This window comes from Gordonia sp. YY1, from assembly GCF_009872315.1.
Taxonomy (GTDB): Bacteria; Actinomycetota; Actinomycetes; order Mycobacteriales; family Mycobacteriaceae; genus Gordonia; species Gordonia amicalis.
Window position 1 is genome coordinate 53,456 of the sequence record NZ_WXYI01000020.1, and the last position, 16,830, is coordinate 70,285.

At 67.3% G+C, this 16,830-nt stretch carries 10 protein-coding genes; 9 read left to right on the top strand and 1 reads right to left on the bottom strand.

Annotation, left to right across the window (positions count from 1 at the left end):
* Positions 1-353: 353 nt before the first annotated feature.
* The 4 genes from gltB (at position 354) to BPODLACK_RS20240 (ending at position 7,941) form a co-directional block, all read left to right on the top strand.
* The gene (gltB, locus tag BPODLACK_RS20225; protein WP_159406071.1) at positions 354-4,937 is read left to right on the top strand and encodes a glutamate synthase large subunit; all 4,584 of its coding nucleotides are present in this window, start codon (positions 354-356) and stop codon (positions 4,935-4,937) included.
* Positions 4,930-6,384 (top strand): glutamate synthase subunit beta, encoded by a 1,455-nt coding sequence (locus tag BPODLACK_RS20230; RefSeq protein ID WP_006438790.1) that lies wholly within the window; start codon positions 4,930-4,932, stop codon positions 6,382-6,384. Before gltB ends, BPODLACK_RS20230 begins: the two co-directional genes overlap by 8 nt.
* Positions 6,385-6,518: 134 nt before the next feature.
* Complete coding sequence (locus tag BPODLACK_RS20235; RefSeq protein ID WP_159406072.1) at positions 6,519-7,406, top strand: cutinase family protein; 888 nt, start codon at positions 6,519-6,521, stop codon at positions 7,404-7,406.
* A gap of 193 nt (positions 7,407-7,599) precedes the next feature.
* Positions 7,600-7,941: a hypothetical protein gene (locus tag BPODLACK_RS20240; protein ID WP_159406073.1), complete on the top strand. Its 342-nt coding sequence runs from the start codon at positions 7,600-7,602 to the stop codon at positions 7,939-7,941.
* 506 nt (positions 7,942-8,447) lie between these two features.
* Here the strand turns inward: BPODLACK_RS20240 and BPODLACK_RS20245 are convergent.
* Positions 8,448-8,675: an RNA-binding S4 domain-containing protein gene (locus BPODLACK_RS20245; protein WP_006438786.1), complete on the bottom strand. Its 228-nt coding sequence runs from the start codon at positions 8,673-8,675 to the stop codon at positions 8,448-8,450.
* Positions 8,676-8,801: 126 nt separating this feature from the next.
* On the opposite strand from BPODLACK_RS20245, the gene lysX reads away from it, so the two are divergent.
* The 5 genes from lysX (at position 8,802) to BPODLACK_RS20270 (ending at position 16,825) form a co-directional block, all read left to right on the top strand.
* The gene (lysX, locus tag BPODLACK_RS20250; RefSeq protein WP_159406074.1) at positions 8,802-12,236 is read left to right on the top strand and encodes a bifunctional lysylphosphatidylglycerol synthetase/lysine--tRNA ligase LysX; all 3,435 of its coding nucleotides are present in this window, start codon (positions 8,802-8,804) and stop codon (positions 12,234-12,236) included.
* Positions 12,237-12,480: 244 nt separating this feature from the next.
* Positions 12,481-13,404 (top strand): alpha/beta fold hydrolase, encoded by a 924-nt coding sequence (locus BPODLACK_RS20255; RefSeq protein WP_159406075.1) that lies wholly within the window; start codon positions 12,481-12,483, stop codon positions 13,402-13,404.
* Between the two features lie 34 nt (positions 13,405-13,438).
* Positions 13,439-13,927, top strand: coding sequence for a ribonuclease E activity regulator RraA (rraA, locus tag BPODLACK_RS20260; RefSeq protein WP_006437731.1), 489 nt, complete (start codon positions 13,439-13,441; stop codon positions 13,925-13,927).
* Positions 13,928-13,992: 65 nt separating this feature from the next.
* The gene (locus tag BPODLACK_RS20265) at positions 13,993-15,546 is read left to right on the top strand and encodes a succinic semialdehyde dehydrogenase (protein ID WP_159406076.1); all 1,554 of its coding nucleotides are present in this window, start codon (positions 13,993-13,995) and stop codon (positions 15,544-15,546) included.
* Between the two features lie 58 nt (positions 15,547-15,604).
* Positions 15,605-16,825, top strand: coding sequence for a PQQ-dependent sugar dehydrogenase (locus tag BPODLACK_RS20270; protein WP_159406077.1), 1,221 nt, complete (start codon positions 15,605-15,607; stop codon positions 16,823-16,825).
* Positions 16,826-16,830: the final 5 nt, after the last annotated feature.

The following is a 16,830-nucleotide window of genomic DNA, read 5'->3' on the forward strand; positions in this document are numbered from 1 at the left end:
GGTAGCCGGATTTCGATAGTGGGCACCCCACATGGAAAAATGACCCACAATGCTCATACGGCAGCCCGCGGGCGCCCTCTGAAGTGCTGCGCGCAAAGCCGAGATGAGCATGGTGCTCGGGCCTCGACGATGCGGCCCGTGAGATTCCGTCAGCAACGGCGCTGACGGGGCCACCGCCTTGTGATTGTCGGCTCTGCCCCAGGTCAGCCCCTCGGGGGAGGATGACGACGCTGTGGACATCGAGGTCCGCAAGGCGAACAGGCCGGCAAGGGAGCCGGTTACACAGGCGGGGTGGCCCCCAGACATTGACCACTGTTAGTGCGTGCACCCTCCGCACGCAAAGTGAGGCGGATATGAAGCAGGCTCCGGGACCGGTGGGTCTCTACGACCCACGTAACGAGCACGACTCGTGCGGCGTGGCGTTCGTCGTGGACATGCACGGACGACGCAGTCGCAACATCGTCGACAAGGCGATCATGGCCCTGGTCAACCTCGAGCACCGCGGTGCCGCAGGTGCTGAACCGAACACAGGTGACGGTGCCGGGATCATGATCCAGGTTCCCGACCGCTTCCTGCGTGAGACGGTCGATTTCGAGCTCTCCGCCGAGGGCAGCTACGCGACCGGTATCGCGTTCCTGCCGCAGGGCTCCGAAGATGCTCGTCTCGCCTGCGAGGGCGTCGAGAAGGTCATCGAGTCCGAGGGTCTGACCCTGCTCGGCTGGCGCGAGGTGCCCACCAACGAGAACTCGCTCGGTGCGCTCGCCCGCGACGCGATGCCCACTTTCCGCCAGGTCTTCATCGGTGGCGCGGAGGGCATGGAGCTCGAGCGCCGGGCGTACGTCGTGCGCAAGCGCGTCCAGTACGAGCTCGGCAACAAGGGTGCAGGCGCCGACGGCCCCGGCCGCGAGACCGTGTACTTCCCGAGCCTGTCGGGACGCACCTTCGTCTACAAGGGCATGCTGACGACCCCGCAGCTGCGGGAGTTCTACGTCGACCTGCAGGACTCGCGCGTCGAGAGCTCGCTGGGCCTCGTCCACTCGCGCTTCTCCACCAACACCTTCCCGTCGTGGCCGCTCGCGCACCCGTTCCGTCGTGTCGCCCACAACGGTGAGATCAACACCGTCACGGGCAACGAGAACTGGATGCGTGCCCGCGAGGCGCTCATCGACACCGAGGCCTTCGGTGCCGACGCGGCGTCGAAGATCTTCCCGGTCTGCACCCCCGGTGCGTCGGACACCGCACGTTTCGACGAGGTGCTCGAACTGCTGCACCTCGGTGGCCGCAGCCTGCCGCACGCGGTCCTGATGATGATCCCGGAGGCCTGGGAGCGTCATGAGTCGATGAAGCCCGAGCACCGTGCGTTCTACCGCTATCACGCCACCATGATGGAACCCTGGGACGGCCCGGCGTCGGTGTGCTTCACCGACGGCACGGTCGTCGGAGCGGTCCTCGACCGAAACGGCCTGCGTCCCAGCCGCATCTGGGTCACCAAGGACGATCTCGTCGTGATGGCCTCCGAGGTCGGTGTCCTCGACATCGACCATGCCGACGTCGTGCAGAAGATGCGCCTGGAGCCCGGCCGGATGTTCCTCGTGGACACCGCCGCCGGCCGCATCGTCGACGACGAGGAGATCAAGGACGAGCTCGCCGCCGAGCACCCGTACCAGGAGTGGCTCGACGAGCATCTGGTCGACGTCAACGACGTGCGTGCGCTGCCGCACGAGCACATGGCCCACGACCGGGTCGCGTTGCGCCAGCAGGTCTTCGGTTACACCAGCGAGGAGCTCGACCTCCTCGTCGCGCCGATGGCCAGGACCGGCGCCGAGGCGCTCGGTTCGATGGGCACCGACACCCCGATCGCCGTGCTGTCGAAGCGTCCGCGCATGCTGTTCGACTACTTCCAGCAGCTCTTCGCGCAGGTCACCAACCCGCCGCTGGACGCCATTCGCGAAGAGGTGGTGACCGGCCTCGGCGACACGATCGGCTCCGAGGGCGATCTCCTGCATCCGGGTCCGAACAGCTGCCGCAAGATCGAGATCCCCGAACCGACCATCGACAACGACACGTTGGCGAAGCTGGTTCGGATCGAGGAGGACGGCCGCTACCCGGACCTGCGCAGCAAGCAGATCTACGGCCTGTACCCGGTTGCCGAGGGCGGCGCGGGCCTGCGCGCCGCACTGGACCGGATCCGCGCCGAGGTGAGCGCCGCGATCGACGACGGTGTGTCCATCGTGGTGCTCTCCGATCGTGAGTCGGACGAGACCAACGCACCGATCCCGTCGCTGCTGCTGACCGCGGCGGTGCACCATCACCTGGTCCGGGAGCGCAAGCGCACCCGGGTGGGCCTGGTGGTGGAGTCCGGCGACGCCCGCGAGGTCCACCACATCGCTGCGCTCGTCGGCTTCGGCGCCGGCGCGGTCAATCCGTACATGGCCTTCGAGTCGATCGAGGACATGGTCGAGCGCGGCGTGCTCGGCGACATCGACTTCGCCACCGCACGCAAGAACTACATCAAGGCCGCCAGCAAGGGTGTGCTCAAGGTGATGAGCAAGATGGGCATCTCGACCATCGCCTCGTACACCGGTGCGCAGCTCTTCCAGGTCATCGGCCTCTCCCAGGCGACCGTCGACGAGTTCTTCACCGGCCTGATCAGCCAGCTCGGCGGCATCGGTCTCGACGAGATCGCCGCCGACGTCGCCACCCGGCATGCACTGGCCTTCAGCGACCGGCCCTCGGAGCGCGCACACCGCGAGCTCGAGGTCGGCGGTGAATACCAGTGGCGCCGTGAGGGTGAGTACCACCTGTTCAACCCGGACACGGTGTTCAAGCTGCAGCACTCCACGCGCACCGGGCAGTACGGGGTGTTCAAGGAGTACACGAAGCTGGTCGACGACCAGTCGACCCGTCTCGGTACGCTGCGCGGCCTCTTCGACTTCAACTTCGGTGACCGGGACCCGATCCCGATCGAGAAGGTCGAGCCGGCCAGCGAGATCGTCAAGCGGTTCTCCACCGGCGCGATGAGCTTCGGTTCGATCTCGGCAGAGGCCCACGAGACGCTGGCCATCGCCATGAACCGTCTCGGTGGTCGCTCGAACTCCGGTGAGGGCGGCGAGGATCCGCGTCGTTTCCACCACGACGAGAACGGCGACTGGCGGCGCAGCGCGATCAAGCAGGTCGCGTCGGGACGTTTCGGTGTCACCTCGCACTACCTGTCGAACTGCACCGACATCCAGATCAAGATGGCGCAGGGTGCCAAGCCCGGTGAGGGCGGCCAGCTCCCGCCGCACAAGGTGTACCCGTGGGTCGCCGAGGTCCGCGGTTCGACGCCGGGCGTCGGCCTCATCTCGCCGCCGCCGCACCACGACATCTACTCGATCGAGGATCTCGCGCAGCTGATCCACGACCTGAAGAACGCGAACCCCAAGGCGCGCATCCACGTGAAGCTCGTCAGCGAGGTCGGCGTGGGCACCGTCGCCGCCGGTGTGTCGAAGGCACACGCGGACGTCGTGCTCATCTCGGGTCACGACGGTGGTACCGGTGCGTCGCCGCTGACGTCGCTCAAGCACGCCGGCGCGCCGTGGGAGATCGGTCTGGCCGAGACCCAGCAGACGCTGCTGCTCAACGGTCTTCGCGATCGCATCGTGGTCCAGGTCGACGGTCAGATGAAGACCGGCCGCGACGTCGTGATCGCCGCACTGCTCGGTGGTGAGGAGTTCGGTTTCGCGACCGCGCCGCTCGTCGTCTCGGGCTGCGTCATGATGCGCGTCTGCCACCTCGACACCTGCCCGGTGGGCATCGCCACCCAGAACCCGCTTCTGCGTGAGCGTTTCGCCGGCAAGCCGGAGTTCGTCGAGAACTTCTTCCTGTTCATCGCCGAAGAGGTCCGGGAACTGCTGGCACGCCTCGGTTTCCGTACGCTCCAGGAGGCCGTGGGTCACGTCGAGGCGCTCGACACCACCAAGGCGCTGGCGCACTGGAAGTCGGAGAAGGCGGGCAAGCTCGACCTGTCGTCGATCCTGACCATGCCGGAATCGCCGTTCATGAACCAGGACCTGTACTGCTCGGGCGTGCAGGACCATGCGCTCGAGAAGGCGCTCGACCAGCAGCTCATCGCGCAGAGCCGCGAGGCGATCGACCACGGCACCCGGGTGTCGTTCACGTCGAAGATCACCAACGTGAACCGCACCGTCGGCACCATGCTGGGCCACGAGGTCACCAAGACCTATGGTGCACAGGGTCTGCCGGACGGCACGATCATCGTCGACTTCACCGGTTCGGCCGGCAACAGCTTCGGCGCCTTCGTGCCCAAGGGCATCACGCTGCGGCTCGAAGGCGACGCCAACGACTTCGTGGGCAAGGGTCTCTCGGGCGGCCGCCTGGTGGTCCGTCCGGCGCGCAACGCCCCGGCCGACTTCGTCGCCGAGCACAACATCATCGCCGGCAACGTGATCGGTTTCGGTGCCACCGCGGGCAAGATCTTCCTGCGCGGCATCGTCGGTGAGCGCTTCTGCGTTCGTAACTCCGGTGCGACGGCCGTCGTCGAGGGTGTGGGTGACCACGGTTGTGAGTACATGACCGGTGGACGCGTGGTCATTCTCGGCGAGACCGGCCGCAACTTCGCGGCGGGTATGTCGGGCGGTATCGCCTACGTCTACGACCCGGACGCCGAGCTGGCCGACAACCTCAACACCGAGCTCGTCGACATCGAGCCGCTCGCCGACGAGGACATCGAGTTCCTCGCCGGCATCATCGACGAGCACCGTGCCGAGACCGAATCCCCGGTCGCCGCAAAGCTGCTCGCCGATTGGGACACTGCCCAGACCAAGTTCGCCAAGGTCATGCCGCGGGACTACAAGCGCGTGCTGCTGGCCATCTCCGACGCGGAGAAGACCGGGCGAGACGTGAACGAAGCGATCATGGAGGCCGCACGTGGCTGACCCCAGAGGATTCCTCAAGCACCCCGAGCGGGAGCTGCCCGACCGTCGTCCGGTCGAACTGCGGCTGCTCGACTGGAACGAGGTCTACACCGACTTCGACAAGGGGCACCTGAAGACTCAGGCCAGCCGCTGCATGGATTGCGGCATCCCGTTCTGCCACAACGGTTGTCCGCTCGGGAACCTGATCCCCGAGTGGAATGACCTGGTCTACAAGGACCGGTGGCGTGACGGTATCGAGCGTCTGCACGCGACCAACAACTTCCCGGAGTTCACCGGTCGCCTGTGCCCGGCGCCCTGCGAGGCGTCGTGCGTGCTCGGCATCAACCAGCCGCCGGTGACCATCAAGCAGGTCGAGGTCGAGCTCATCGACAACGCCTTCGACAACGGCTGGGTCACCCCGGTCCTGCCGACGAAGAAGACCGGCAAGTCGGTGGCCGTCGTCGGTTCGGGTCCCGCCGGACTTGCCGCCGCACAACAGCTCACGCGTGCCGGGCACGACGTGACACTCTTCGAGCGGGCCGACCGCATCGGTGGTCTGCTGCGCTACGGCATCCCCGAGTTCAAGATGGAGAAGCGTCACATCGACCGCCGCCTGGCGCAGATGGAGGCCGAGGGCACCGTCTTCCGTACCGGCGTCAACGTGGGTGTCGACATCACCGTCGAGCAGCTACGTGCCGATTTCGACGCGGTCATCCTCGCCAACGGTTCGACCATCGGTCGCGACCTGCCGATCCCGGGCCGCGAGCTCGACGGCATCCACCAGGCGATGGAGTTCCTGCCGCAGGCCAACCGGGTTCAGCTCGGCGACACCGTCGAGGGGCAGATCACCGCAAAGGGCAAGAAGGTCATCATCATCGGCGGTGGCGACACCGGCGCCGACTGCCTGGGGACCTCGTTGCGGCAGGGCGCCGAGATCGTCCATCAGTTCGAGATCATGCCGAAGCCGCCGATCGAGCGTGCCGAGTCGACCCCCTGGCCGACCTACCCGCTGATGTACCGCGTGTCGTCGGCCCACGAAGAGGGCGGCGAGCGCGTCTTCTCGGTCAACACCGAGGAGTTCATCGGGGAGAACGGCAAGGTCACCGGCCTCCGGGCCCACGAGGTGGTCATGCGTGACGGTCGCTTCGAGAAGGTCGAGGGCTCGGATTTCGAACTCGAGGCCGATCTGGTCCTGCTGGCGATGGGCTTCGTCGGCCCCGAGCGTGAGGATCTCCTCGACAAGATGGGCGTCGAGTACGACCCTCGCGGCAACGTCAAGCGCGACAGCAAGTTCGCCGCGGTCGGCCGGCCCGGCGTGTTCGTCGCCGGCGACGCCGGTCGTGGTCAGTCGCTGATCGTGTGGGCGATCGCCGAGGGCCGTTCGGCCGCCGCGGCCGCCGACGAGTACCTCACCGGTGCCTCCGATCTGCCGGCCCCGATCGTGCCGACCCAGGTCGCCCAGCGCTGACCCGTCGCCACCAGAACCGAGGACTCCCGCCCGCCGCACAAGGTTGGGCGGGAGTTCTTTTCACTCTGCTACACATCCCAGTGGCACCGCCATACACTCGGCTCATCGCGATCCATCTACCGAAGGGACAGCCCATGCGTCGAATCCTCGCCATCATGTGCACTCTGCTGTGTGCGGTCTTGGGAGGGTTCGGGCTGACGGCACCGCGCGCGGACGCGGCGCCCGCCGGCTGCCCGAAGATCTATGTCCTCGCCGTTCCGGGTACCTGGGCCAACGGGGTCAGCCCGGGTGTCCTGAGCGCCGTCACGTCCGGGCTGGGTCCGGAGACCAAGGTCCAGTACGTCGGCTACGACGCGACCGCGTTCCCGTGGGAGAAGGCGGTTTACGGGAAGTCGAAGGCGCAGGCCGTCGCCAACACCCGAGGCCTGGCACTGCAGATGCTGCAGCGTTGCCCGGGAACCCGGATCGCGCTCGTCGGTTACAGCCAGGGCGCCGACGCGGCCGGCGACCTCGCGTCGGAGATCGGCACCGGGCGTGCGGCGATCCGCCCCGGTCAGGTTGCCGGCGTCGTGCTGATCTCCGATCCCCGACGGTCGCGCAAGGACAACCTCGTCGGTCCGGCCCTGCGCGGGGAGGGCAGCGGCGGTCCCCGCCTCGACGGCATGGGGTGGGTGCTGCCCCGGGCCTTCACGCTCTGCGAGCCGTCGGACATGTACTGCAACGTGCCGCGAGACTTCTACATCACCCGCATCGCCGGCTACCTGGCCGAAACCAGCGATCCGACGCCGAGCCAGATCCTCCAGTACCAGGCCGAGGCTGCCGTGATCGTTCGGGAGCTGCTCACGCTCGGCGGACCCGGAGCCGTCGTCGAGGAGCTCGGCAACAAGCGTGCCCGCGAGCAGATCACCTCGTTCAACCGGTTCCTGAAGTCCGGCTCACACGGCACCTACGGCGATTTCCAGGTGAATCCCGGTGTCAGCGCCGTCACCTGGGCCAACCGCTTCCTCGCCGGCCTCGCCTGAGGTCATCCGGCGCGATCGGGCTTTCGGCCGATGAGGGCTCCGGTCGATTACCTGATGGTGTGGAACTCGACCGACGTGAATCCCTGGCGGGTCAGGTCCGGGGTGTAGCGCCTGACATCGAGGGCGTCGACCGGATCGGTGTGGCCGGCGACCTGGTCGCCGGTGCGCCGGGCGGCACGTCCTCGCGGTTCCGTTGCCCCTGGACCCGGCGGCGCCTCCGGACAGTGAACGTCTGGCGCCGGTTCATCGACTACTCGTACTCGCGGAGCAGTACCCCGAGGTCTATCGAATCCTCGTCGGCCGTTCGACGGGCGGGATGGTGCTGCGGTCCACGCGGGATCTCGTCGAGCGACTGCTCACCGAGCAGATGGCCGGACGACTCGAGGTCGCCGAACAGGATTTCGCCGCGACCATCGCGTTCCTGTCCTGGGGTGTCGTCGGGATGCAGGCGGCCATCGCCGATTCCGGCGGCGCTCTGACGGCCCGGCGTGCCTACGACATCGTCGCCGGATTGCTGGCGCCCGCCGAGCCGTAGAACGAATTTTGGTCCGAGTGGATGGCATACGCCGCAGCATTCGCTGCGTAGCATTGGTGCTGGTAGATGCCGCGTCGCTACCCGGAACGTAACGCCCTGCGTGTCATGATCGATCTAGTCGACATGTACGGCAGTCACGAATCCGGGACACCGGAGACGTGGACTCTCACATGTCGACGGGGCTCGGGGTGAGTGGTGCAAACCACGAAAAACCTTGGCGACAACGATGAGTACTGTCGCTACAGTAGGTCAAAGTCAGAGTCCGTTGTAACGAATGTGAATGCACCAGGAAGTGATTGGTCATGAAGTTGGCTGACACATTTCACTCACCCCGCCGGGGTTCATTGCTGAATTCGCTCACCGGGGGGCGACTCGGCGGACGTCGTGTCAACTCATCGACGTTTCCCGCGGAGGCAGAACGTCTCATCACGCCGGCCGAGCTCCGGCGCCTCGGCGTAGGTTCCTGATCCCCGCGGTGATCAGGCCGCAGTGATCACTCGTCGTGATCACTCGTCCCGGGCCACCCGGGCGCCCATTCCGCCGATCTCGATCACATCGCCGATGGCCAGTTGCCGTCCGCGTCGGGTCTCGACCTCGCCGTTGACGGTCACCAGGCCGTCGGCGATGACCTCTTTGGCCTCGGCGCCGGATTCGATGAGGTTGGCCAGTTTCAGGAACTGGCCGAGTCGGATTGAGTCGTCCCGGATCGTCACGTCGTACACGGTCCCGATCATGCCCCGTGTCCGCACACCCGGCCACACCGGCACGACCACGCAGATATGTGCCGGGTTGTGTGCCGCCGCTTGATCGAATCAGCGTGGAGTGCAGAGCGCACCCGCGCATACGACTACCGTCGACGCATGGCCACCGACACCCCCCTTGCGCCGGTCGACCCGTCCAGCCCCGACGAACATCCCGAGGCGCCCCGGCGGACCCCCACCGCGGCGGACCGACGTTCCCTCGTCCTCCTCGACAAGATCAGGCGCCCTACCGGATTCGGCCGCAATGCGCCGCACATCGCGGGCACCGTCGTCGGTGTCCTGGCGACGATCGCGTTGCTGTCCAGCCTGTTGCCGGCTCTCCGGCATCTGATCCACGACCCCCGGCGCTACGTCGACGACTACATCATCACGCTGCCCGACACGAGCTTCGCGTGGGCGTTCGTCCTCGCCCTCATCGCGGTCGCCCTGTCGGCGCGCAAGCGGATCGCCTGGTGGATCAGCGTGATCTACCTCGTACTCTTCATGGTCGGCAACGTGCTGTACCTGATCCCGGCACTCGAGGACGACCTCGACGTGACGGCCTGGGACCGGACCAACATCTACATCGGACTGGTCATCGATCTCGCCGCGCTGGTCTTCCTCGTGGCCACGTATCGCCAGTTCCACACCCGCGTCCGCCGAGGCGCGATCCCGGCCGCGATCGCGACCCTGATCGTGGGACTCGGGATCGCCACGTTGCTCGGTTGGGCGCTGGTGTGGGCGTTCCCTCACACTCTGACCCGTGGCGACCGGCTGCCGTACGCGTTCAACCGGGTGGTCGCCTTCAGCGCCATCGATCAGGACGCCTCCTTCGACGGTCGCCACACGCACGTCTTCGTCAACGGTCTGCTGGGCTTGTTCGGGGCCCTCGCACTGATCGCCGCGGCTATCGTGTTGTTCCGGTCGCAACGCCTGCGGTGGCTCATGACCGCCGAGGACGAAGCACTCATCCGTGCCCTCATCACGAGGTTCAACGACGACGACTCGCTCGCCTACTTCTCGACGCGCCGAGACAAGGCGGTCGTGTTCTCGTCCGACGGTCGGGCAGCGATCACCTACCGGGTGGAGATGGGCGTCGGGATCGCCGGCGGTGACCCGATCGGCGATCCCGATTCGTGGCCCGACGCCATCGCCGAGTTCCTCACTCTCTGTGAGAAATACGGATGGCATCCGGCGTCCATCGGATCGAGCACGCGCGGTGCGGCCGCCTACGATGCCGCGGGCTTCATGTCGCTCACCATCGGTGACGAGGCCATTCTGCACACGCGTGAGTTCAGCCTCAGCGGTCCGACGATGAAGGCCGTGCGCCAGGCCGTGACCCGCACCCGCCGTGCAGGCGTGACGGTACGCATCCGCCGGCACGGCGAGATCTCGACAAGCTCGATCGGCGGAAGGCCGTCCGAGATGGAGAAGGTCGTCGCGCGTGCCGACGACTGGCGCGACACCGACGAGGAACGCGGTTTCGCGATGGCGTTGTCGCGCATCGGCGATCGCGCCGACGACAACTGCCTGCTGGTCGAAGCCGTCGTCGGTGAAGGCACCGCCGACGAGGAGGTCGTGGGCATGCTCTCGTTCGTCCCCTGGGGACGACGCGGTGTGTCCCTCGATCTGATGCGTCGGGACCGGCAGGGACCGAACGGTGTCGTGGAGACGATGGTCGCCGAGTTGTGCCGCAACTCCGAGCAATTGGGCATCACCGAGGTCTCGCTCAACTTCGCCGCCTTCCGCGCGTTCTTCGAGCAGGGGCCGCAGATCGGTGCCGGCCCGATCATGCGCATGGGTTACTCGGTGCTGATGTTCGGCTCCCGGTTCTTCCAGATGGAGTCGCTGTACAAGTCGAACGCCAAGTACCTGCCGGACTGGGAGTCGAGGTACCTGTGCTTCGAGGACAATCGCATCCTGCCGCGCGTCGGTCTGGCCGCGATTCTCGCCGAGGGGTTCATCACGCTCCCGAAGTTCGGACGGGCCAAGCACTACACCGAAGGGGAGCCGTCGATCCCGGCCGGCGTCGACGCACCTGCGTTGATCGCCGAACTGGAAGCCGAGGCGGCGACCCCCGAGGGCGCGGTCGTGCACCGTCCCGAACAGGTGCGGGTCCGCCTCGACAAGATGGACCGGCTCGTCGAGCGCGGATTCGATCCGTATCCGCCCGCCGACCAGCCCACGCACACCGTCGCGCAGGCGAGGACCGAACCCGCGGGCAGTGTCGTGACCATCGCCGGCCGCGTCACGCGCCTGCGAGACTTCGGCAAGGTCGTGTTCGCCGACATACACGACTGGTCGGGCGAGGTGCAGGTGCTCGTCGAGGATTCGCGGGTCATCCCGGGAACACCCGACTTCGGGACCGACGTCGACCTCGGCGACCTCATCCAGGCCCGCGGGGTCGTCGGCACCAGTCGTTCCGGTGAACTGTCGATCCTCATCGACGCCTGGCGGATCAACGGCAAGTGCCTGCGACCTCTGCCGGACAAGTGGGCGGGACTGACCGACCCCGAGGCGCGCGTGCGTCAGCGCTACGTCGACCTCGCGATCAACGAGGAGAGCCGGAAGAACCTCGCGATCCGCAGCCTGGTGGTGAAGTCGATGCGCGACTTCCTCGCCGCGCGCGGCTTCCTGGAGGTCGAGACGCCGATGCTGCAACAGATCCACGGCGGCGCCAACGCGACCCCGTTCCAGACGCACATCAACGCCTACAACCTCGACCTCTATCTGCGGATCGCGCCGGAGCTCTACCTGAAGCGTCTGTGTGTCGGCGGAGTGGAGAAGGTGTTCGAGATCGGCCGCAACTTCCGCAACGAGGGCGTCGACTTCAGTCACAATCCGGAGTTCACGAGCCTGGAAGCCTATGAGGCGCACAGTGATTACCTGAAGATGTTGGACCTGACCCGCGAGATGATCCAGAATGCGGCCACCGCGGCCTACGGTGAACCGGTCATCATCCGCACCGACGCCGACGGAAACGAAGTCCGCGTGGACATCTCGGGGGAGTGGCCGGTAAAGACCGTCCACGGGGTCGTCTCCGAGGGTGCCGGTGAGGAGATCACCCCCGAGACCCCGGTCGAGACGTTGCGGGCCGTGTGCCACCGCCTCGACATCAACTACCGCCCGGATTGGGATGCCGGCCAGATCGTCCTCGAGCTCTACGAGCATCTCGGCGAGGACCGCACGACCTTCCCGACGTTCTACACCGACTTCCCGACGTCGACCTCGCCGCTGACCCGCGCGCACCGCAGCAAGCCGGGCGTTGCCGAACGCTGGGACCTGGTGGCGTGGGGTGTGGAGCTCGGCACCGCGTACACCGAACTGACCGATCCGGTGGAGCAGCGCAAGCGTCTCACCGAGCAGTCGATCCTGGCGGCGGGCGGCGACCCGGAGGCGATGGAACTCGACGAGGACTTCCTGCAGGCGCTCGAGTACGCGATGCCGCCGACGGGCGGGCTCGGGGTGGGCGTCGACCGTGTGGTCATGCTCATCACCGGTCAGTCGATCCGCGAATCGCTCGCGTTCCCGCTGGCCAAGCCGCAGGACACCTGAGCCGCGGCTTCTGCTGGCGAGCCCGTACTGAGCGGGTTTCGACGCGACGCCTCGCTTCGCTCGGTGTCGGCTCAACCGGCGGGGGGTGGCTCGGTGGGTTTCGACGCGACGCCTCGCCTCGCTCGGTGTCGGCTCAACCGGCGTGGGTGGCTCGGTGTCGGCTCAACCGGCGTGGGCTTTTGCTGGTTGAGCCGGTAGCGAGCGGAGCGAGCCACCGTGTCGAAACCTCGGGCACACTGGTCAGGTGCACGAGACGACGCCGGACCCCGGCGATGACACAGCTCCGGGGGAGTACGTCACCGTCGGCGGGCACCGTCTCCACGTGCTCGACGAGGGATCGGGACCTCCGCTGCTGTTGATGGCGGCGTTGGGCAGCAACTGGTTCGACCTCGACCCGCTCGTCGCTCGTCTTGCGGCGTCGTGGCGGGTGATCCGGTACGACCGGCCGGGCTACGGGTTGTCGAGTCCGGTCGACCGTCGGCACCATCCGACGCTTCTCGGCGAGATCGAGCGGATGGTCGCGGTACTCGACGCCCGTGGGATCGACGAACCCGTTGTCGTGGTGGGCCATTCACTCGCGTCGCTGTACGTGGAGGCTTTCGCCCGGCAGTACCCCGGCCGCACCGCGGCCGTAGTGGTGCTCGACGGCTCGTATGTGCTCGTCCCCTGGCGCCTGGTCCCGCTGTCCTTCCGGGTCGGCAACGCGCACCGGGCGGTCGGTGCGGCGCGTGCGGTGACCAGTCGCGTCGGCATCCGACGATGGCCGAGCGTGCAGGTGTGGACACGGGTCGTGCCGGCACCTCCGGAGGGGCTCGGTGAACAGCAACGGAGATGGAGCAAGCGGGTCTTCGGGCAACCGCCGTTCCTGCTCGCGATGCTCGTCGAGAACGCGGCCTTCGGCGCGATGAACAGGACCCTGCGGGGTCTACGCCGCAGCAATCCGATGCCCCGGGTACCGATCGTCGTCGTGGTCGCGTCATCGCGGCTGCTCGGCTGGCGGGCGTTCTGGGAGTGGAAGCAACGCCGTTACTCGGACACCCTGGGCGCCGACGAGATCGTCGTGTTACCTCGGGCCAAGCACTTTCTGGTCTCCGAGCGCCCAGACGACGTCGCGGAGATCATCGACGGTCTGCGTGGAGCGGTTCGAACCGAACCTACCCGCGAGTAACCAGCTACTTGCGGTAACACCTAAACTGGTCGGCATGAGCGAGCTGACCTTCACCCCGACGGCCGATCTCGTGGACGAGATCGGGGCCGATGTCCGTAGTTGCGACACCCAGTTCACGCAGTACGGCGGCAACCGCGAGTTTGTCGGACGCGTCACCACGGTCAAGTGTTTCCAGGACAACGCCCTGCTCAAATCCATCCTGAGCGAGTCCAACCCGGGCGGCGTGCTCGTGATCGACGGTGATGCGTCGGTGCACACCGCGCTGGTCGGTGACATCATCGCCGAGCTCGGCCGTTCCAACGGCTGGGTGGGCATCATCGCCAACGGCGCCATCCGCGACGCCAAGACCATCGGCGGGATGGCGATCGGCGTCAAGGCGCTGGGCACCAACCCGCGCAAGTCCACCAAGACCGGCGCCGGCGAGCGTGACGTTCCGCTGACCATCGGCGGCGAGACCTTCAACCCGGGCGACATCGTCTACTCCGACGACGATGGCATCGTGCTGGTCGCCCCCGACAGCTGATCGTCCGGATCTCGACCGAACACCCACCAACCGCCCAGAGCCGGCACTTCACCGAGGAGCCCGACATGCCGAAGCCCACCGCCGATTATTTCGCCCGTCTCGGTGCTCTCGTCGCGATCGACGACGCCGCGAGCCGTCCCACCCGGCCGGTGCTGGAGGCATTCAGCGGCACCGAGATGGCCACCATCCCGGTCGCGACGGCCGAGGATCTCGAGTCCGCGGTCGACCGTGCCCGGCAGGCCCAGCAGGGATGGGCCGCCCGGACCCCGGCCGAGCGTGCCCAGGTCATCGACAAGTTCTCCGCTCTGGTCTATCGCAACGCCGAGTCGCTGATGGACATCGCGCAGGCCGAGACGGGCAAAGCCCGGATCTACGCGCAGGAAGAAGTGCTCGACGTCGCGATCACCGCGCGTCACTACGCGACCAACGGCCCGAAGCTGCTCGCCGATCGCAAGGTCAAGGGCATGCTGCCCGGCGCCACCAGCGTCCGGGTGCGTCATCTGCCCAAGGGCGTCATCGGCGTCATCAGTCCGTGGAACTACCCGCTGACGCTGGCCGTGTCCGATGCGGTCGCGGCCCTCGTCGCCGGCAACGGTGTGGTGATCAAGCCCGACAGCCAGACGCCGTACTGTGCTCTCGCGCTCGCGGAGTTGCTGTACCAGGCGGGTCTTCCGCGTGAGCTGTACGCCGTGGTACCGGGACCCGGCGGCGTAGTCGGGCAGGCGATCATGGCCTCGACCGACTACGTGATGTTCACCGGCTCGTCGGCGACCGGGGCAACCCTCGCCGAACAGGCGGGCCGGCGCCTCATCGGGTTCTCCGCCGAGCTGGGCGGCAAGAACCCCATGGTCGTCACCGCGAACGCCGACATCGCGAACGCCGTGCAGGGGGCTGCACGCGCGGCGTTCTCCAACTCCGGCCAGCTGTGCATCTCCATCGAGCGGATCTACGTCGACAAGCAGATCGCGGACGAGTTCGCTGAGCGGTTCGCCGCATTTGTCTCGATGATGAAGCTCTCGGGCACTTACGATTTCACCGCCGACATGGGCTCGCTCGCGTCGGCGGCGCAGATCGACACCGCCGAGGCGCACGTCCAGGACGCCGTCGCCAAAGGTGCGAAGGTCCTCGCCGGCGGCAAGCGCCGCCCCGACCTCGGCCCGTTCTTCTTCGAGCCGACTGTGCTCACCGACGTCACCGACGACATGGTCTGCTACGGCAACGAGACCTTCGGACCGGTCGTCTCGATCTATCCGGTCGACTCCACCGACGAGGCCGTCAAGCTCGCCAACGACACCGAATACGGGCTCAACGCAAGCGTTTTCGCGGGCAGCAGCGCCGAGGCGCAGGCCGTCGCCGAGCGGCTGCGGGCCGGCACCGTCAACATCAACGAGGGCTACGCCGCCGCCTGGGCCTCGACCGCCGCACCGATGGGTGGCATGGGCATCTCCGGAATGGGCCGACGCCACGGCGAAGAGGGCCTGCTCAAGTACACCGAGGCACAGACGATCGCCGAGCAGCGCTTCATCGGCATCGATCGCGCGCCGCTGGTGCCCAAGAGCATCTACCGGGCGATCACGCCGACGGCGGTCCGCGCGCTGAAGTACCTACCCGGCCGCTAGATCTCGATCTCGCCGTTTTGCCACGACCCGGCCCCGGGTCGTGGTTACGGTGGCCCCTGTGACCCCGATTCGTCGTGAACGCAGGACATTCATCCGGACATCGGCCCGCGGGCTTGTGGCGATCACCGCGTCGGCGGCCGCGGTCGCCGGGATGTTCGTCGCCGGCGCTGCAGCCCGTGCCGCCGCGCCGCTGCAGGTCACGACTGTCGCCGGCGGACTGACCATACCGTGGGGTGCGGTCGTCGCGCCCGATGGCACGGTGCTCACCGGTGAACGCGCGGGACGATTCGTCGCGGTGCGCCCCGGCGGACAGCGGGTGAACGTCAAGGCCAACCTGTCGAAGATCTTCGCGGTCAACGAGGCCGGCCTGATGGGACTCGCCCTCGATCCTCGCTTCTCCGACAACCGGCGCGTGTACTCCTGTCAGGCGGAGTACATGGTGCCCGGCGCGTTCACCGTGCCCGAACCGCTTGCCGGGGCGCCCATTCCGGCGCCGCAGACGGGCCAGACCACCAGGGTGGTCTCGTGGCGCGTCAGCGCGGACTGGACGCGGATGGTTCGGGAACGGACCCTGCTCAGCGGTATCCCGGTCAATTCCTCGGGCAGTCGTGCCGGTTGTGGCCTGGCCGTGACCGCCGACAGTATCTGGGTCGGTACCGGTGACTCCGGTATCCCGTCGGTAGCGCAGGACCGGAAGTCGCTGGGCGGCAAGGTCTTGCACATCGGCCTCGACGGGAGGCCGGCGCCGGGGAATCCGGATCCGCGCAGCCCGGTGTACAGCCTCGGTCATCGGAACGTGCAGGGCGTCGCGGTCGCTCCGGGCAGCGGTCGGGTCTATGGGATCGAACAGGGCACGAGTCGGGACGACGAGCTGAACCTCATCCTCGCGGGAGGCAACTACGGTTACCGCCCGGACCGCACCCCCCTGATCTACGACGAGTCGGTGCCCATGACCGACACCGTCCGGGTCCCCGGCGCCATCGGTCCGGTGTGGAGTTCGGGTGCGCCGACGATCGCGACGCCGGGCATCGCGTTCCTGCCGGACAGCGGTTGGGGACCCTACAGCGGCGGGCTGGTGGTGACTGCACTGAAGGGGCAGCGGCTGGTCTTCCTCAAGCTCTCCGAAGACGGACGCCGCGTGGTCTCGAAGACCGAGGCGCTCGAGAAAGTGCACGGCCGGTTGCGCGGGGCGGCCGTGGCGCCCGATGGTTCGCTGGTCTTGACCACGAGCGACGGGGACGGGTCGGATCGGATCCTGCGGGTGCGCTGGGCGGGCTGACACGT